General features: G+C 69.7%; 14 protein-coding genes. 8 read left to right on the top strand and 6 right to left on the bottom strand.

Annotated elements, in window-relative coordinates; translation table 11 throughout:
- Positions 1–5: 5 nt before the first annotated feature.
- Genes AC3WPZ_RS09225 through AC3WPZ_RS09205 form a run of 5 tightly spaced genes read left to right on the top strand, consistent with a single transcriptional unit; the run spans position 6 to position 6,810 of the window.
- A complete protein-coding gene (locus tag AC3WPZ_RS09225; protein WP_492439299.1) occupies positions 6–1,802 on the top strand; it encodes an acyl-CoA dehydrogenase C-terminal domain-containing protein in 1,797 nt (598 codons plus the stop codon).
- Between the two features lie 38 nt (positions 1,803–1,840).
- Positions 1,841–2,278: a DUF2147 domain-containing protein gene (locus AC3WPZ_RS09220; protein ID WP_382154167.1), complete on the top strand. Its 438-nt coding sequence runs from the start codon at positions 1,841–1,843 to the stop codon at positions 2,276–2,278.
- 34 nt (positions 2,279–2,312) lie between these two features.
- Positions 2,313–4,712: a 3-hydroxyacyl-CoA dehydrogenase/enoyl-CoA hydratase family protein gene (locus AC3WPZ_RS09215; RefSeq protein ID WP_444687425.1), complete on the top strand. Its 2,400-nt coding sequence runs from the start codon at positions 2,313–2,315 to the stop codon at positions 4,710–4,712.
- Between the two features lie 9 nt (positions 4,713–4,721).
- Positions 4,722–5,930 (top strand): acetyl-CoA C-acyltransferase, encoded by a 1,209-nt coding sequence (locus AC3WPZ_RS09210; RefSeq protein ID WP_382321929.1) that lies wholly within the window; start codon positions 4,722–4,724, stop codon positions 5,928–5,930.
- A 55-nt stretch (positions 5,931–5,985) separates the two neighbouring features.
- Entirely contained in the window at positions 5,986–6,810 is an 825-nt protein-coding gene (locus AC3WPZ_RS09205) for an acyl-CoA thioesterase (RefSeq protein WP_444687424.1), read from the top strand.
- Between the two features lie 7 nt (positions 6,811–6,817).
- Here AC3WPZ_RS09205 and AC3WPZ_RS09200 read toward each other — a convergent pair whose 3' ends face one another.
- The gene (locus tag AC3WPZ_RS09200) at positions 6,818–9,091 is read right to left on the bottom strand and encodes a patatin-like phospholipase family protein (protein WP_492439296.1); all 2,274 of its coding nucleotides are present in this window, start codon (positions 9,089–9,091) and stop codon (positions 6,818–6,820) included.
- Positions 9,092–9,280: 189 nt separating this feature from the next.
- Between AC3WPZ_RS09200 and AC3WPZ_RS09195 the strand changes: the two genes are divergently transcribed.
- Entirely contained in the window at positions 9,281–10,045 is a 765-nt protein-coding gene (locus tag AC3WPZ_RS09195; protein ID WP_382154180.1) for an enoyl-CoA hydratase, read from the top strand.
- 19 nt (positions 10,046–10,064) lie between these two features.
- Here the strand turns inward: AC3WPZ_RS09195 and AC3WPZ_RS09190 are convergent, their stop codons facing one another.
- Complete coding sequence (locus AC3WPZ_RS09190) at positions 10,065–10,274, bottom strand: VOC family protein (RefSeq protein WP_382321925.1); 210 nt, start codon at positions 10,272–10,274, stop codon at positions 10,065–10,067.
- A gap of 127 nt (positions 10,275–10,401) precedes the next feature.
- Here AC3WPZ_RS09190 and AC3WPZ_RS09185 point away from each other — a divergent pair, with 127 nt between their 5' ends.
- On the top strand, positions 10,402–11,694 hold the full coding sequence (locus AC3WPZ_RS09185; protein WP_382325733.1) for a putative DNA modification/repair radical SAM protein: 1,293 nt from the start codon (positions 10,402–10,404) through the stop codon (positions 11,692–11,694).
- 7 nt (positions 11,695–11,701) lie between these two features.
- On the top strand, positions 11,702–13,240 hold the full coding sequence (locus tag AC3WPZ_RS09180; protein ID WP_492439293.1) for a UdgX family uracil-DNA binding protein: 1,539 nt from the start codon (positions 11,702–11,704) through the stop codon (positions 13,238–13,240).
- Here the strand turns inward: AC3WPZ_RS09180 and AC3WPZ_RS09175 are convergent.
- From AC3WPZ_RS09175 to AC3WPZ_RS09160, 4 genes are read right to left on the bottom strand one after another with little or no spacing between them, the layout of a single operon-like run.
- The gene (locus tag AC3WPZ_RS09175) at positions 13,141–14,706 is read right to left on the bottom strand and encodes a bifunctional 3-(3-hydroxy-phenyl)propionate/3-hydroxycinnamic acid hydroxylase (protein ID WP_382321922.1); all 1,566 of its coding nucleotides are present in this window, start codon (positions 14,704–14,706) and stop codon (positions 13,141–13,143) included. The genes AC3WPZ_RS09180 and AC3WPZ_RS09175 overlap by 100 nt on opposite strands.
- A gap of 2 nt (positions 14,707–14,708) precedes the next feature.
- Positions 14,709–15,575: a fumarylacetoacetate hydrolase family protein gene (locus AC3WPZ_RS09170; protein ID WP_382321921.1), complete on the bottom strand. Its 867-nt coding sequence runs from the start codon at positions 15,573–15,575 to the stop codon at positions 14,709–14,711.
- 31 nt (positions 15,576–15,606) lie between these two features.
- On the bottom strand, positions 15,607–16,512 hold the full coding sequence (locus AC3WPZ_RS09165) for a VOC family protein (protein WP_492434112.1): 906 nt from the start codon (positions 16,510–16,512) through the stop codon (positions 15,607–15,609).
- Entirely contained in the window at positions 16,509–17,558 is a 1,050-nt protein-coding gene (locus AC3WPZ_RS09160) for an amidohydrolase family protein (RefSeq protein ID WP_382328219.1), read from the bottom strand. Before AC3WPZ_RS09160 ends, AC3WPZ_RS09165 begins: the two co-directional genes overlap by 4 nt.
- Positions 17,559–17,562: the final 4 nt, after the last annotated feature.

Here is a 17,562-nt window from a genome sequence, read left to right as displayed (position 1 = left end):
TCCTCATGCCCGTTTACAACCCGCCCCTGCGAGACATGCAGTTTGTGATGCACGAAGTGCTCAAGGTCACCGACGACTTCAAGGCCATGCCCCAGCATGCCGACGTGGACGTGGACACCATCAACGCCGTGCTCGAAGAAGCCGGCAAGTTCGCCACGCAGGTGATCTTCCCGCTCAACATCAGCGGCGACACCGAAGGCTGCACGCTGGACAAGGCCACGCACGAGGTCAAGACGCCCACCGGCTTCAAGGACGCCTACAAGACCTACGTCGAAGGTGGCTGGGCCGCGCTGTCGTGCGACCCCACGTTCGGTGGCCAGGGGCTGCCGCTGGTGGTGAACCAGTGCTTCTACGAGATGATGAACTCGGCCAACCAGGCCTGGACCATGTACCCCGGCCTCACGCACGGCGCCTACGCCGCGCTGCACACCTACGGCACCGACGAGCAGAAGAAGACCTACCTGCCCAAGATGACCAGCGGCGAATGGACCGGCACCATGTGCCTGACCGAACCGCACTGCGGCACCGACCTGGGCCTGATGCGAACCAAGGCCGAACCCCAGGCCGACGGCACCTACAAGCTCACCGGCAACAAGATCTTCATCAGCGCCGGTGAACACGACATGGCCGACAACATCATCCACCTGGTGCTGGCCCGCCTGCCCGACGCGCCCCCCGGCATCAAGGGCGTGAGCCTGTTCATCGTGCCCAAGTTCAACGTGAAGGCCGACGGCTCGCTGGGCGAGCGCAACGGCATCTACTGTGGCGGCCTGGAGCACAAGATGGGCATCCACGGCAATGCCACCGCGCAGATCGTGATCGACGGCGCCATCGGCACCCTGGTGGGTCAGCCCAACAAGGGCATGCAGGCCATGTTCGTGATGATGAACGCGGCCCGCCTGGGCGTGGGCAACCAGTCGCTGGGCCTGACCGAGGTGGCCTACCAGAACGCGCTGGCCTACGCCAAGGACCGCATCCAGATGCGCTCGCTGACCGGCCCCAAGGCCAAGGACAAGCCGGCCGATCCCATCATCGTGCACCCCGACGTGCGCCGCATGCTGCTCACCGCCAAGGCCTACGCCGAAGGCGGCCGGGCGCTGGCCATGTTCTGCTCGGTGCTGCTGGAGAAGGCGCACAACCACCCCGACGAGAAGGTGCGCAAGGACAGCGACGAGATGCTCTCGCTGCTCACCCCCATCACCAAGGCCTTCCTGACCGACAACGGCTACAACGCCGCCACGCAGTGCCAGCAGGTGTTCGGCGGCCACGGCTACATCAAGGAATGGGGCATGGAGCAATACGTGCGCGATGCCCGCATCAACATGATCTACGAAGGCACCAACACCATCCAGAGCCTGGACCTGCTGGGCCGCAAGGTGCTGGGCAACAACGGCGCCACGCTCAAGAAGTTCGGCAAGCTGGTCGGCGCGCTGGTGATGGAAGAGGGCGTCAACGAGAAGATGGCCGAGTTCATCAACCCGCTGGCCGTGCTGGGTGAGCAGATCACCAAGTTCACCACCGAGATCGGCTTCAAGGGCCTGCAGAACGCCGACGAAGTGGGCGCCGCCGCCGTGGACTACCTGCGCGTGGCCGGCCACCTGGTGTTCGGTTACTTCTGGGCGCGCATGGCGCAGGTCGCGCTGCGCGAGATCGCGGCCGGCAACACCGACCCGTTCTACACCGCCAAGCTGCAGACCGCGCGTTTCTACTTCGCCAAGCTGTTCCCCGAGACCGCGACGCTGATGCGCACCGCGCGCGCCGGCAGCAAGGTGCTGATGGACACCGACGCGGCGCTGGCGTAAACACGCGGTTTCTTTCCCACCACCACCAGGAGACTTTCATGATCAAGACCACGCTGGCAGTTTCGCTTCTTGTGCTCACCGGCCACGCCTTCGCGCAGATGTCGCCCGTGGGTCTGTGGAAGACGATCGACGACGACTCGAAGAAAGAGAAGTCCCTGGTGCGCATCAAGGAAAACAACGGCGTCTACAGCGGCACCATCGAAAAGCTGCTGGACCCCAGCAGCAAGCAGGACGCGGTGTGCGACAAGTGCACCGACGAGCGCAAGGACAAGCCCGTGCTGGGCATGACCATCCTGCGCAACCTCAAGCAGAGCGCCGATGACAAGACTGTCTACGACGGCGGCGACATCGTCGACCCGAACAACGGCAAGGTCTACCGCACGCGCCTCAAGCCCGTCGAAGACGGCAAGAAGCTGGAAATGCGCGGCTACATCGGCCCGTTCTACCGCACCCAAGTGTGGATCCGTGTCGAGTGAAGCCCGCGCGTCCGACCCCTTTCATGGAAAACCAATGAACCGATTTCAAGTGAAGAAAGTCGCCGTGCTCGGCGCAGGCGTGATGGGCGCGCAGATCGCTGCGCACCTGGTCAACGTCAAGGTGCCGGTGGTGCTGTTCGACCTGCCCGCGAAGGAAGGCCCGAAGAACGGCATCGTCACCCGCGCGGTGGAAGGCCTGAAGAAGCTCAAGCCTTCGCCGCTGGGCGTCGCGGCCGACGCCGACCTCATCGGCCAGGCCAACTACGAAGAGCACATGGAGCAGCTGCGCGACTGCGACCTCATCATCGAGGCCATCGCCGAGCGCATGGACTGGAAGCTCGACCTCTACACCAAGATCGCGCCCTTCATCGCCGAGCACGCCATCGTCGCGTCCAACACCTCGGGCCTGTCGATCACCAAGCTCAGCGAAGCCCTGCCCGAGGCGATCAAACCGCGCTTCTGCGGCATCCACTTCTTCAACCCGCCGCGCTACATGACGCTGGTGGAGCTGATCGCCACGCCCACCACCGAGCCGCAGATCCTCAACGACCTGGAGACCTTCGTCACCAGCGGCCTGGGCAAGGGCGTGGTGCGCGCCAAGGACACGCCCAACTTCGTGGCCAACCGCATCGGCATCGCCGGCATGCTGGCCACCATGAAGGAGGTGGAGAACTTCGGCCTGACCTACGACGTGGTCGACGACCTCACCGGCAAGCGCCTGGGCCGCGCCAGCAGCGGCACCTTCCGCACCGCCGACGTGGTGGGCCTGGACACCATGGCCCACGTGGTCAAGACCCTGCAGGACAACCTGAGCCTGGAGACCGACCCGTTCTACGGCAGCTTCGGCACGCCGCCGGTGCTCAAGGCGCTGATCGAGGCCGGCAACCTGGGCCAGAAGGCCAAGGCCGGCTTCTACAAGAAGGTCGGTCGCGACATCCTGCGCTTCGACCTGGAGAGCGGCGAGTACGTGCCCGGCGGCGAGAAAGCCGATGAGGTCTACGGCCGCATGCTCAAGCGCCCGGCCGCCGAGCGCCTGAAACTGCTGCGAAACAGCGAAGGCCCGCAAGGCCGGTTCCTCTGGGCCATCCTGCGCAACAGCTTCCACTACGCCGCCGTGCACCTGGCGACCATCGCCGAGACCGCGCGCGACGTGGACCAGGCCATGCGCTGGGGCTTCGGCATGAAGCAGGGCCCGTTCGAGCTCTGGCAGGAAGCCGGCTGGCTCGAGGTGGCGAAGATGGTCCAGGAAGACATCGACGCCGGCAAGGCGCTTTCCAAGGCGCCGCTGCCCGACTGGGTGTTCAAGGGCCCGGTGGCCGAGGCTGGCGGCGTGCACACCGCGCAGGGTTCGTGGAACCCCACCAAAGGCACGTTCGAGGCGCGCCTGCAACTGCCGGTCTACCAGCGCCAGCACTTCCCCGAGCTGCTGCTCGGGGAAGCCGGTCCGAAGTTCGAGACCGCCGGCAGTACGTTGGAAGAGAACGATTCGATCCGCCTCTGGACGCTGGACGAACAGGTGCTCATCGCCAGCATCAAGACCAAGATGCACGCCATCAGCCCCGAGGTGTGCGAAGGCCTGATGGCCGCCGTGGACCTGGCCGAGAAGGAGTACCAGGGCCTGGTGATCTGGTCGGGTGACGAGCCCTTCAGCGCCGGTGCCGACCTGCAGGCCATGCTGCCGGCCTTCATGGCCGTGGGCGTGAGCGCCATCGAAGACGCCGAAGGCTTCATGCAGCAGACCATGCTGCGCCTGCGCTACGCCAACGTGCCGGTGGTTTCCGCCGTGCGTGGCCTGGCGCTGGGCGGCGGCTGCGAGATGGCCGTGTACAGCGCGCGCCGCGTGGTGCACATGGAAAGCTACATCGGCCTGGTGGAAGTCGGCGTGGGCCTGGTGCCCGGGGCCGGCGGCCTGACCTACATCGCCCGCCGCGCGGCGGAGAACGCCGAGACCTCGACCGGCAAGGACCTGCTGCCCTTCCTCACCGAAGGCTTCACCGCCGCCGCCATGGCCAAGGTGGGCACCAGCGCGCTGGAGTCGCGCCAGCTCGGTTACGTGCTGCACTCCGACGTGATCGTGCCGCACAAGGACGAGCTGCTGTACGTCGCCATCAACGAGGCCAAGGGCCTGTTCAACGGCGGCTACCGCGCGCCGCACAAGCGCCTGTTCCCGGTGGCCGGCCGCGACGGCAAGGCCACCATCCTGGGCAGCCTGGTCAACATGCGCGACGGCGGCTTCATCAGCCAGCACGACTTCCACATCGCCTCGCTGATCGCCAACGTGGTGACGGGCGGCGACGTCGAACCCGGCACGCTGGTGAACGAGGACTACCTGATGACGCTGGAGCGCCAGGCCTTCTGCTCGCTGATCGTGCACCCCAAGACACAAGAACGCATCCTCGGCATGCTCAACACGGGCAAGCCCGTCCGCAACTAAGGACACGACATGAGCAAACAGATTCAAGACGCCTACATCGTCGCCGCCACCCGCACCCCCATCGGCCGTTCGCACAAGGGTTCCTTCAAGCACCTGCGCCCGGACGACATGCTCGCCCTGGCGCTGCGCTCGGCGCTGGCGCAGGCCCCGGGCCTGGACCCCAAGGCCATCGAGGACGTGATCTGCGGCTGCGCCATTCCCGAGGCCCAGCAGGGCCTGAACGTGGCGCGCATCGGCGCCATCCTGGCCGGCCTGCCCAACAGCGTGGGCGGCATCACCGTCAACCGCTTCTGCGCCTCGGGCCTCTCGGCCGTGCAGATGGCGGCCGACCGCATCCGCGTGGGCGAGGCCGACGTGATGATCGCCGCCGGCACCGAGAGCATGAGCATGGTGCCCATGATGGGCAACTCGCCCAGCCTCTCGCCCACCATCTTCCGCAACACCGACGACGTGGAGAGCTACGGCATCGCCTACGGCATGGGCCTCACGGCCGAGAAGGTGGCGCAGAAGTGGAAGGTCTCGCGCGAGGCGCAGGACGCCTTCGCCCTGCAGTCGCACCAGCGCGCTGTGCTGGCCATGAAGAACGGGGAGTTCAGCGACGAGATCACGCCGGTGGAAGTGACCGAACGCAGCGTCAATCTGGAAAGCGCCGAGGTCAGCACGAGCACGCGCACCGTGAGCCTGGACGAAGGCGCGCGGCCCGACACCTCCATCGAAGGCCTGTCCAAGCTGCGCACGGTGTTCGCCGCGCGCGGCTCGGTCACCGCCGGCAACAGCTCGCAGACCAGCGACGGCGCGGGCGCGCTCATCCTGGCCAGCGAAGCGGCCATCAAGCGCTTCGGCCTCACGCCGCTGGCGCGCTTCGTGAGCTACGCCTCGCGCGGCGTGCCGCCGCACCTGATGGGCATCGGCCCGATCGAGGCGATTCCCGCCGCGCTGAAATACGCCGGCCTCACGCAGGACCAGATCGACTGGATCGAGCTCAACGAGGCCTTCGCCGCGCAGTCGCTCGCCGTCATCAACACCCTGGGCCTGGACCCGAGCAAGGTCAACCCCATGGGCGGCGCCATCGCGCTGGGCCACCCGCTGGGCGCCACCGGCGCCATCCGATCGGCCACCGTGGTGCATGCGCTCAAGCGGCACAACAAGAAGTACGGCATGGTGACCATGTGCGTCGGCATGGGCCAGGGCGCCGCGGGCATTTTCGAGCGGGTCTGAGCACCGTGTCGCGGGCAGGACGGCGCGCTCGCGCGCCTTCTTGCACACTCATCGCATGACCACCACACACGCTCTCGACCAGGCCGTCGCGCTGCACCCCACCGGCGCCCACCAATACCGCGGCGCCACCTCGCCCGCCTACGCCAACATGGTCGGGCCGTTCGGCGGCATCACGGCCGCCACGGCCATGCAGTCGGTGATGCAGCACCCCGAGCGCCTGGGCGAGCCGATCTCGCTCACGGTGAACTACGCCGCCGCGCTGGCCGATGGTGAATTCGCCGTCACCGCGCGGCCGGTGCGCACCAACCGCTCCACGCAGCACTGGGTGATGGAGATCACCCAGCCCGATGCGAGCGGCGCGCCCGTCACCGTGCTCACGGCCACCGCCGTCACCGCCGTGCGGCGCGAGACCTGGGGCGTGGACGACGAGCCCATGCCCGACGTGCCTTCGCCCGACCGCATCGCGCGGGCCTCGATCGCGCCGCAGGTGGCCTGGCCTCAGCGCTACGCCATGCATTTTGTCACCGGCATCATCCCCGAGCGCTGGGACGGCCAGGGCGACACCAGCTTGATCCAGATGTGGGTGCGCGACGAACCGCGGCGCGGGCTCGACTTCACCAGCCTGTCCGCGCTGGCCGACGTGTTCTACCCGCGCATCTGGCTGCGCCGCGCCACGCGCGTGCCCACGGGCACGGTGTCCATGACGGTGTACTTCCACGCCGGGTCGGCCGAACACGCCGCCACCGGCAGCGGCTGGCTGCTCGCGCAGGCGCGCGCCCAGGCCTTCCGCAACGGCTTCTTCGACCAGACCGCGCAGCTCTGGAACGAGGCCGGTGTGCTGCTGGCGACCACGCACCAGATCGTCTACTACAAGGAGTGACCCGCGCTCAGGGTCTGCCGAGGAACAGGTAGAGACCGGTGTAGCCGCGCGGCGCGCTCACGATGCTCAGGTAGAGCGGGCCGATGCCGGTGTCCGCGCCCACGAACAGGCTGGAGCCCGCGCGCAGGTCGCCCAATGAGATGTCCCGGCGCGCCGTCCAGGCGTTGCCGGCCTCCAGCGAGCCGCCCACGAACAGCGCGCGCGCCACGCCCACGCTCCAGGGCAGGCGCTGGTAGTAGGTGAGGCGGCCGAACACCAGGTAGTTGCCCGCCACCTGGCCCACGCGGTAGCCCGAGAGCTGCTGGAAACCGCCGAGCGAATACTCGTCGATCGCGCCCAGCGGGATCTGGCTCGTCTTCGCCAGGCGTGCGCCAAAGTTGAAGGTGTGCGGGCCCCAGCTCTTCACGGCCGTGGCCGTGCCTTCGAAGCTGGTGAAGCTGCCACTGGGCGCGCCGTCGAAGCTGCGCCGGCCGAACACCACCTCGCCCTGCGCGCGGTAGCCGTGCGAGGGGAAGTTCGCGTAGTCCAGCTGGTCGGCGATCACCGCGCCGCGCACGCCGACCTCGCGCCACTTCAGCGAGGTGGTGGCGCCGGCCGGGATGGCGGCGGCCAGCAGCTCCGGCGTCACCTTGCGCTGCGCCGCGACCAGGCCCACGCGCATGTCGCCCACGTTGCCGAGCAGGCCCATGGGCCAGCCGATGTCGGCGCCCACGCGCAGGCTCTGCCGCTGCACCAGCGCCAGGGCCTCGCCCTCGGTGCCGAACAGCTCCACCTTGCGCAGGTTCGCGTCCACGTAGGCCGCCGCGAAGCGGTCGCTGCGCAGGGTCAGCGGCTGGTAGATCTCGGAATAGAGGCCCAGCGTCTCGCCCACCTGCACCCGGTTGCGCCACTCGGCGCCGGTGTCGTTGAGCCAGTGCCGGTTGTGGCTGATGCGCAGGTTGAACGCGCCCTGGCCCTGGAAGTCGGTGCGCAGGTCCAGCCCCACGCGCAGGTAGTTCGGGCCCCAGGTGTTTTCGCGCAGGTGCACCTTGAGGTCCTCGGCGCCGTCCTCGCGCCGCGTCAGGGTGTAGTCCACGGCCTCGAAGTCGCCCATGGCCGCGAGCCGCTGCAGGTCGTTCTCCAGCTTGGGCACGTTCAGCCGCTGGCCTTCCGAAGTGTCCAGCGCGGTGGCCAGGCGCTCGGCGCGGATCTCGTTCACGCCTTCGAAGGTCACCGAGGCCACGGTGCCGATGCGCCCCGTGTTGGCTTTCTCCTGCGCCTCGCGCGCGGCCACCCAGCGCTCGTAGCGCGGCGCGTCCGCGGAGAACCGGGCCAGCGCATCCCCCACCGTCTTGGCGTAGTCGTTGCCGATCTTCACCAGCTCGGGCGCCCGGCCGAAATCGGACGAGGTGAGCTGCCCCAGCGGCGGCGTCAGCAGCAGGTCGTTCGGCGTCAGCGTGGCGATGCTGGCCTGCACGTTCTGCTCGGTCAGGATGTTCACCATCTGCGTGGTGATGCCCACCACGCTGCCCAGCGTCTCGCGCCCGGCCAGCGGCGTGCCGATGTTGACCGCGATCACCACGTCCGCGCCCATGCGCCGCGCCACGGCCACCGGCAGGTTGTCCACCAGCCCGCCGTCGCCCAGGATGCGCCCGTCCACCGCCAGCGGCGAGAACACGCCCGGTACCGACATGCTCGCGCGCAGCGCGGCCGCCAGATCGCCGCGGTCCAGCACCACGGCCTTGCCGGTCTCCATGTCGGTGGCCACCGCGCGAAACGGCGTGGGCAGGCCGTCGAAGCTGGCCAGGTGGCGCGTGGACAGCGTGTAGCGCCGCAGCAGCATTTCCAGCGAGCGGGTGGACACCGCGCCCGTGGGCAGCACGAAGGCGCCGTCGCGAAAACCCAGCATCAGCACCGGCGAGAGCTCGAAGTCCTCTTCCTTGCGGCGCTGCGACAGCAGCTGGCGCGGCTCGCGGCGGTCGAACAGGTCGCCCCAGTTCACCGCCAGGATCTCGCGCTCGAGCTCGTCCGCCGTCATGCCGCTGGCGTACAGCCCGCCCACGATCGCGCCCATGGACGTGCCCACGATCAGGTCCACCGGCACGCGAGCCGCCTCCAGCGCCTTGAGCACACCCACGTGCGCGAAGCCGCGCGCCCCGCCGCCCGAGAGCACCAGGCCCACGCGCGGGCGCTCGGCCTTCGGTGCGGGTGCCTGCTGCGCCAGCGCGGGTGCGCCGGTCAGCAGCAGGGCGAGCGCGCCGGCGAGGCCATGGACGAGAAGGGCGGTGAGTCGGGCTGGCATGGAACGGCACCTGTGGACAACGGCGGCGCCATGGCGCCCGGAAGCGGCAAGTGTAGGCGGCGGCCGTGTCCCGGGCGTGGCCGGAAACACCCTGTCACGCACCGGTCAGCCCCTGGGAGGCCCGCTTCAAAAAAGCACGCCCGTTCGTGGTAATTTGCGGGTCCTTTCTTCGCACACTGAGAGACACCCATGAGCGACATCCTCGTCCACACCGAAGCCGGCGTCAGCACCCTCACGTTCAACCGCCCCGACAAGAAGAACTCCATCACCGCCGCCATGTACGGCCAGCTGGCCGACGCGCTGCAGGCCGCGCAGGACGACGCCGCCGTGCGCTGCGTCGTGCTCCAGGGCAACGAGACCATCTTCTCGGCCGGCAACGACATCGCCGACTTCCTCAACAACCCGCCGGCCGGCACGGATTCGCCGGTGTTCCGCTTCCTGCGCGGCATCGCGCAGTTTCCCAAGCCGCTGGTGGCGGCGGTGTGCGGCCCGGCCGTGGGCGTGGGCACCACGATGCTGTTCCATTGCGACTTGGTCTACGCCGGCGACAACGCCGCCTTCTCCATGCCCTTCGTCAACCTCGGCCTGTGCCCCGAGGCCGCGTCCAGCCTGCTGGTGCCACAGATGCTGGGCTACCACCGTGCGGCCGAGGCGCTGCTGCTGGGCGAGCCCTTCATGGCCGAAGCCGCGCTGGAAGTGGGCCTGGTCAACCGCGTGCTGCCCCCGATGGAGGCGGCCGGTTATGCGCAGGCCGTGGCCCGCAAGCTCGCGGCCAAGCCCATCAGCGCGCTGATCGAGACCAAGCGCCTGATGAAGAAGCACCAGACGCCACAGGTGATGGCCGTGATGGCCGAAGAGGGCGCGAGCTTCGGCCGCATGCTGGGCGAGCCGGCCGCGCGCGAGGCGTTTGGCGCGTTCATGGAGCGCAGGAAGCCGGACTTCTCGAAGGTGTGAGCAGGCCTTTGCTGATCGGCTACGCCGCCTCGATGTCCTGCCCGATGCGCCACAACACGCCCGCCGGGTCGTTCAGGATGAAATCGCGGATGCCCCAGGGCCGGTCTTCGGGCGGCTCGGCGCGCACACCGTAGCGCTCGCCCAACCGCTGCGCCTCGACGTGCGCCCACCATGCGTCCACGTCCTCCACCAGCAAATGCATCATGAGGTTCTCGGCGAAGTCCTTCACGTAGAACTTCGTCAGCAGAAAACTGCTCCTGCCGGCCTCGGTGTGATCGGCGCGCTGTAGGGCAAGACGGCCGCCAAGTGACAGCCGGCGAGCGCCCGGACGAGATACTGTATAAAATTACAGCATGATGTCCGTCGCCCGCAAGATCCGCATCCTCGCGGATGCCGCGAAGTACGACGCCTCCTGCGCCTCCAGCGGCGGCACGCGCCGGGATTCGAGCGACCAGCAGGGCCTGGGGTCGAACGAGGGCATGGGCATCTGCCACAGCTACGCGCCCGACGGGCGCTGCATCTCGCTGCTCAAGATCCTGCTCACCAACTGGTGCGTGTACGACTGCCTCTACTGCGTCAACCGCGTCTCCAGCGACGTCGAGCGCGCCCGCTTCAGCGTGGAAGAGGTGGTGAACCTTACGCTCGATTTCTACCGCCGCAACGTCATCGAGGGCCTGTTCCTGAGCTCCGGCATCATCCGCTCGCCCGACTACACCATGGAGCAGCTCGCGGAGGTGGCCCGCCAGCTGCGCGAGGTGCACGGCTTTCGCGGCTACATCCACCTCAAAACCATCCCCGATGCCGACGAGGCCCTGCTCGCGCGCGCCGGGCGCTACGCCGACCGCCTCAGCATCAACATCGAGCTGCCCAGCCAGGACTCGCTCGACGCGCTCGCGCCGGGCAAGAGCAGCCAGCAGATCCGCCAGTCGATGGCCGGCATCCGCCTGAAGCTGGACGAAGCGCGCGAGCAGAAGACGCAGGCGCAACAGATCCGCTCCTTGCCCGGCCGGCCCGCCGCCAGCGCGCCACCGCCGCGCTTCGCGCCCGCCGGCCAGAGCACGCAGATGATCGTCGGCGCCGACGCGTCGGACGACCGCAGCATCCTGCAGGTCAGCGCCGGGCTCTACGCGGGCTACCGCCTCAAGCGCGTCTACTACTCCGCCTTCAGCCCGATCCCGCACGCCAGCGCCCGGCTGCCCGGGCAGGCCGCGCCGCTGGTGCGCGAGCACCGCCTGTACCAGGCCGACTGGCTGATGCGTTTCTACGGTTTCGACGCGAGCGAACTCGTGCTGCCCGGCGGCATGCTGTCCATGGACATGGACCCCAAGCTCGCCTGGGCCCTCGCGCACCCGGAGTGGTTCCCGGTGGATGTGAACCGCGCGCCGCGCGAGATCCTGCTGCGCGTGCCCGGGCTGGGCGCGCACTCGGTGCAGCGCCTGCTCGACGCGCGGCGCGTGCGCCAGGTGCGGCGCGCCGACATGGAGCGCCTGGGCACGGCGGGCCGCAAGGCGCTGGACTTCGTGCACCTGCCGGACCACCGGCCCGGCGCGGTGCCGCTGGCCCCCCTCGCTCGGCCACGGTCTCGCTCACCCGCCGTGGGCGAGCAACCCGATCTGTTCGGCTGGGCCGAAGCGCCCGCCGCTGCCTGAGACGCCCATGCGCTGGCAGATCGAGTACGACGCCAACGACGTGCCCGCCTCGCTGCGCGCGCTGTCGGCGCTGATCGCCTGCGGCGCCGAGCCGCGCGACGTGGTGTGGCGCGACGGCACCGAAGGGCAGGGCGATCTGCTGGGCGAGGACGCGGCTTCGCCCACCAGCGCACCGCCGCCCGAAGCCGTGCCCCTGCGCGCCCTGCGAAACCTGCCGGCCGAGGCCATGGACCTGGCCGACACGGTGGCGCAGCACGCGCACCCCGAGCGCTTCCGCCGGTTGCACGAGCTCGCGCTGGATGTGAAGGCCGACCCCCGCCGCTGGCGCGACGCCCTGGACCCCCGTCGCCTCGCGCTCGAGCGCATGGCGCGCGAGGTGCGGCGCGAGATCCACAAGATGCACGCCTTCGTGCGCTTCCGCCAGATCGAGGACGGCGATGGCGGCGACACGCGCTATGTGGCCTGGTTCGAGCCGGTGCATCACATCGTGCGCGCGGCCGCACCTTTTTTCGCGCAGCGGTTCGCCGCCATGCGCTGGGCCATCCTCACGCCGCGCCTGTGTGTGCACTGGAACCGCGAAAGCCTTGTGTTCTCGCCCGGCGTGGACCGCTCGCGCGCGCCACCGCCCGACGCCGGCGAAGCCCTGTGGCTCGACTACTACCGCAGCATCTTCAACCCTTCGCGGCTCAAGACCGCCGCCATGCTGCGCGAGATGCCGCGCCGCTACTGGCACAACCTGCCCGAGACGCAGGCCATCACCGAACTGATCCAGACCGCGCCGCAGCGCAGCGCGCGCATGGTGGCGCAGGCCAGCGAGTCGCAGCGCCGCCTGCCCATCGGCACGCCTCGCGCGGCGGCGCGCGCACCGCGCACACCGCAGGAGCAGCTGGACGACCTGGGTCGCCGCGCGCGCCACTGCACGGACTGCCCGGTGGCCTGCAGCGCGACCCAGGTCGTCTGGGGCGAAGGCCGCGTGGGCGCGCGCCTGATGATCGTGGGCGAGCAACCGGGCGACCAGGAAGACCTCGCGGGCCGCCCCTTCGTCGGGCCCGCGGGCGCGCTGCTGCGGCGCGCCATCACCGAGCTCGGCTGGCCGGTGGAATCGATCTACCTCACCAACGCCGTCAAGCACTTCCACTTTCTGGCGCGCGGGAAACGGCGCCTGCACAAGACGCCCGGCCAGCGCGCGGCCGAAGCGTGTGAGCAGTGGCTGGAAGCGGAGATCCGCCTCGTCCAGCCGCAGGCGGTGATCGCGCTCGGCGCCACCGCCGCGTCCAGCCTGCTCGGCGGGAGTGTGGGCGTGGCGCAGAACCTGGGGCGCTGGCAGGTGCGGGCCGATGGCCTGCCGGTCTGGGTGGTGCACCACCCGGCGGCCGTGCTGCGCCGGGCGGAGTCGGGCGCGCCGCCGTTCGAGGATTGGGTGGAGGCGCTGCGCCCGGCTTGGCCTCAGGCCGCGCAGGCCTCGGCCGCCACGCCCAGTCGCGTGGCGAGTGCCGACACCATCGCCGCCACTTCGTCGGTCGTGCCGGCCACGCCATACACATAGTTGTCCGGCCGCACCAGCGCCGCCACGCTCTGGTGGCGCTGCAGCCACGCTTCGGCCACGCCGTCGGTCTCCAGCGCACCCACCGTGCCGAGTGCCACACACCGCAACCAGGGCAGGGCGCCCGCCCCGCCGGGCACGGCCTGGCCGGGGGCCAGCACCAGCCGCCAGCCGTTGCCGGCGATGGCATCCATGCGCTGGCGCTGCGGGCCGCTGAGCAGCCAGGGTTGGGGGAACAGGCTGCCGCGCGCGGCGTGCTCCTGCGGTGCGAGCCAGCCGGTGGTCAGTGCGGGCAGGATGTCCTGGCGCGGCGTGTCCTTCACCACGCCGCCGCATTGAGCCAGCATGGCCGCATCGCGCTCCCGGGCCTTCACCGGGTCGCGTTCGCAGATCACCGCGCCCACGTGTTTGATGCGGCTGGTGAGTTCGCGCACGTGGGCCTTGCGCTCGTCGCCGTAGCTGTCGAGCAGGGCCTCGGCGCTCGCGCCGGACACCTCGCCTCGCAGCACGGCCGCGAGTTTCCAGGCGAGGTTGCTCACGTCGCGGATGCCCTGGCACATGCCCTGGCCGAGGAAGGGCGGTTGCATGTGCGCCGCGTCGCCCGCGAGGAACACGCGGCCCCGGCGCCATTGCTGCGCCACCAGGGCGTGGAAGCGGTAGCTCGACTGGCGCCACAGCGTGCCGTCCTCGGGCGTGATCCAGCGCGAGAGCAGGCGCCAGGTTTCCTCCGGCGTGGCGGCGTGTTTCGGGTCTTCGCCCGGGTTGAGCGAGATTTCCCAGCGGCGGTGGTTCTTCGGGCCGATGACCAGGGTGCAAGGCCGTTCGGGCTCGCAGTACTGCACGCTGACCTGGGGCAGCTTGGCCAGGCCGCGCTCGTTCATGAGCACGTCCACCACCAGCCAGGGTTCGTCGAAGTCCAGGTCTTCCAGCGGCATGGCCAGCGCGGTGCGCACCGCGCTGGAACCACCGTCGCAGGCGATGGTGTATTGCGCGCGCACGGTGCGGGCGGGCTCGCCCTGCGCACCGCCGATGGCGAGGTCCACGCCCTGGTCGTGCGGCGTGAGGCCGGTCATCTCCACGCCGAGTTCCACCACCACGTTGGGCAACTGCGCCACGCGCGCGCGCAGGACCTTCTCGACCTCGGGCTGGGTGAACACCATCGAGGGCGTGTGGCCCTGCGGAAAGGGCGGCGCCACCATGGTCATGCGGCGGATCAGCTGGCCGTCCACGCCGAAGTACTCGGAGGGCGTGAAAGGTTCGCAGAACGGTGCCACCGCATCGGCCACGCCGAGCTGCTGGAACACCCGCATGATCTCGTGGTCCAGCGCGATGGCGCGCGGGATCTGGTGCACGTCGGTGAGCCGGTCGCACACGTACACGCTCAGGCCCGCCTGGCCCAGCAGGCCGGCGGCCACCACGCCCGAGGGCCCGCAGCCCACGATGGCGACATCGAAGACGCGCTGCTGCATGGTCAGGCCTGTTCGTTCACGATGGGGTTGACCAGCGTGCCGATGCGCTCGATCTCCACTTCGAAGGTGTCGCCGGCCTTCATCCAGGCGGGTGGCGTGCGCGCCTGGCCGACACCGGCGGGCGTGCCCATCACGATCACGTCGCCGGCTTCCAGCGTCAGCACCTCGGCCAGCAGCGCGATGGTCTCGGCCACGCTGAAGATCATGTCGCTGGTGTTGGCGTCCTGCATCACCTGGCCGTTGAGGCGGCCCTGGATCTTCAGGCCGGCGGCACCGGGCGGCAGTTCGTCGGCCGTCACCAGCACCGGGCCGAAGCCGCCGGTGCCGTCGAAGTTCTTGCCGATGGTCCATTGCGGCGTGCGCTTCTGGTAGTCGCGCACGCTCATGTCGTTGAAGCAGCTGTAGCCGAACACGTATTGCAGCGCATCCGCTTGCGTGGTGTGGCGCGGCACGGTGCGGCCGATGACGACGGCGAGCTCGGCCTCGTAGTCGAACTTGCCGGAGACGCGGGGCACCACGCCAGCGTCGCCGTGCGCGATCAGCGAGGAGCTGCCGCGGTAGAAGAACCAGGGGTAGTCGGGTTTCTCGCGGCCGCCTTCCTTGGCGTGGTCGAAGTAGTTGAGGCCCAGGCACACGGTCTTGCCGGGTTCGGGCACCAGCGGCGCGAGCGCGGCACCGGCAAGCGCCTGGCGCTTGAAAGGGCCGGCCAGTGCGGCGTTCGCGGCGGCGTGCAGGTCCACGCCGGCCTTCAGCGCGGCGCGCAGGTCGGCGGGCACCTGGGGCTGGGCGTCGTGCAGGTCGACGAAGTCGGCGCCGTCGACGACGGCCAGGCGTGGCGCGCCATCGCGCAGGTAGGTGGTGAATTTCATGGTGCGGTCAGGTTGCGGAGAAAAAACGGGTTCAGGGCATGGGGGCGAACAGCACGCGGCGCTGCGCTTCCTTGAGCGTGGCGCCGGGCGGCGGCGAAATGCCCCACTGGTCGACGCGGCCGGGCGGCCATTTCCATTCCGCCGGGCCCCGGGGCACGTAGCTGTCGTCCACCTGCTCGACCTCGGCCGTGTACTCGATGACGATGCCGAAGGGGTCGATGAAGTAGTTGAAGAGGTTGTTGCCGGGGCCGTGGCGGCCGGGGCCCCATTCGATGGGGTGGCCGGCGTCCTTCATGCGGCCGCCACCGCGCATCACCGAGTCGGCGTCGGGCATCAGAAAGGCGATGTGGTTGAGCGCGTCGTTGTCGGCCACGCCCACCGCGAGCGTGTGGTGGTCGTGGTTGCAGTTCATGAAGGCAATGGCCACGGTGCGGTCGGCCAGCGTGAAGCCCAGGGCCTCGGTGAGGAAGCGCTGCGTGTCGTCCACCGCGTGGCTGTTGAGCACCACGTGCGTGAGCCGCGCGGGCTGGTCGCGTTGCGGGCTGGTGTCCTCGGCGCGCGCATCGCCGTGCACCACCTGGATCACGCGGCCGTGCGGGTCGCGCAGCGTGAGGCCGGTGCCGCCGGCCGGGTCGTCGCGCAGCGGGCCGATGGGCGAGAGCAGGGTGCCGCCCGCGCGCGGCACGGCCTCGGCCACGGCGCGCAGCGCGTCGAGGCTGCGCGCGCGCAGCGTGACCTGGCGGATCTGCGGCACCGGGCCGCCCGCGTGCAGCGCGAGCAGGTGGTGGTCGCTGCCGGTGCCGCGCAGGCAGATCGCCTGCTCGCCGCGGTGCGCCACGCTCAGGCGCCAGACCTCGGTGTAGAAGGTTTCGGCCTGCGCCAGGTCGGGCACGTTCAGGGCCACGCTGCGCACGGCCTCGATCCAGGGGGAACTCATGGGGTGCTCACTTTCTTGTGCGGCAGGCCGAGGAAACGCTCGGCGTTCTGGTGCACCAGGCGCGCGGTGGTGTCGGCATCGAAGCCAGCGGCCTCGATGCGCTGCACCGGCGTGTGGTCGTGGAAGTTGAAGGGGTGGTCGGTGCCCACCATCAGCTGCGTGTCGCCGAAGCTGGCCACCAGGTGGCGCAGCGTGGGCGTGTCGAACACCAGGGTGTCGTAGAACAGGCGGCGCGCCTGCTTGGCCGGGGCTTCGAGCACGCTGTCGCGCAGCGCCGGGAACACGCCCCAGCCCTGCTGCAGGCGCGGCAGCAGCGAAGCCAGCGTGCCGCCGCCGTGGCTGAACGCAATGCGCAGCTTCGGCCGGCGCACCAGCAGGTTGCCGGTGATCACCGAGGCGGCGGCCAGGCCCACGTCGCCGGGGTAGGCGATCACCTGCTGCAGGGGCGCGGGGCCCACCAGGCGCTCCATGCCGGCGGGGCGGATGGCGTGCACGAACACCGCCGCGCCCAGTGCCTCGCAGGCCTCGAAGAAGGGGTCGAACACCGGTGCGCCGATCGGCACGCCGTTGATGTTGCTGCCCACCTCCACGCCCGCGAAGCCCAGCGTCTTCACCGCGTATTCCAGCTCGCGGATGGCGAGGTCCACGTCCTGCAGCGGCACCGCGCCCAGGCCGGCCAGCTGGCCGCCGCCGGCGTCCACCATGGCGGCGATCTGGTCGTTGAGGAAACGCAGCAGCTGCTGCGCATCGGCCGCCGGCATCCAGTACGACAGCAGCTCGGGCATGGGCGACATCACCTGCAGGGCCAGGCCCATGCCGGGCAGGTCCTGCAGGCGCTTGGGCACGTCCCAGCACTTGTCGGCGACGGTGCGATAGTTCTTGCCCGCGATCATCACGTGGCGGTGGCAGGGCTGCGCCGGCGCCATCGACGGCCAGTCGGCCGGCATGCTGCGGCCGATGTAGGCCGGGAAGTTCTCGGGCACGACGTGCGCATGCACGTCGATGCCGCCGCAGGTGCAGGAAGCCCGTGCCGCCACGCCGCTCATTCCG

The organism is Hydrogenophaga sp. FW305-3-2-15-A-LB1, assembly GCF_058787875.1.
The sequence above is the reverse complement of the archived record's forward strand: the minus strand, read 5'-3'. Positions and strand labels throughout refer to the sequence as shown.

Bases quoted from the DNA above. Each gene is read 5' to 3' on its own strand.
- AC3WPZ_RS09195 (WP_382154180.1), top strand. From the start codon at position 9,281: ATGAGCGACATCCTCGTCCACACCGAAGCCGGCGTCAGCACCCTCACG.
- AC3WPZ_RS09220 (WP_382154167.1), top strand. From the start codon at position 1,841: ATGATCAAGACCACGCTGGCAGTTTCGCTTCTTGTGCTCACCGGCCAC.
- AC3WPZ_RS09180 (WP_492439293.1), top strand. From the start codon at position 11,702: ATGCGCTGGCAGATCGAGTACGACGCCAACGACGTGCCCGCCTCGCTG.
- AC3WPZ_RS09165 (WP_492434112.1), bottom strand. From the start codon at position 16,512: ATGAGTTCCCCCTGGATCGAGGCCGTGCGCAGCGTGGCCCTGAACGTG.
- AC3WPZ_RS09215 (WP_444687425.1), top strand. From the start codon at position 2,313: ATGAACCGATTTCAAGTGAAGAAAGTCGCCGTGCTCGGCGCAGGCGTG.
- AC3WPZ_RS09225 (WP_492439299.1), top strand. From the start codon at position 6: ATGCCCGTTTACAACCCGCCCCTGCGAGACATGCAGTTTGTGATGCAC.
- AC3WPZ_RS09170 (WP_382321921.1), bottom strand. From the start codon at position 15,575: ATGAAATTCACCACCTACCTGCGCGATGGCGCGCCACGCCTGGCCGTC.
- AC3WPZ_RS09175 (WP_382321922.1), bottom strand. From the start codon at position 14,706: ATGCAGCAGCGCGTCTTCGATGTCGCCATCGTGGGCTGCGGGCCCTCG.
- AC3WPZ_RS09210 (WP_382321929.1), top strand. From the start codon at position 4,722: ATGAGCAAACAGATTCAAGACGCCTACATCGTCGCCGCCACCCGCACC.
- AC3WPZ_RS09200 (WP_492439296.1), bottom strand. From the start codon at position 9,091: ATGCCAGCCCGACTCACCGCCCTTCTCGTCCATGGCCTCGCCGGCGCG.
- AC3WPZ_RS09185 (WP_382325733.1), top strand. From the start codon at position 10,402: ATGTCCGTCGCCCGCAAGATCCGCATCCTCGCGGATGCCGCGAAGTAC.
- AC3WPZ_RS09160 (WP_382328219.1), bottom strand. From the start codon at position 17,558: ATGAGCGGCGTGGCGGCACGGGCTTCCTGCACCTGCGGCGGCATCGAC.
- AC3WPZ_RS09205 (WP_444687424.1), top strand. From the start codon at position 5,986: ATGACCACCACACACGCTCTCGACCAGGCCGTCGCGCTGCACCCCACC.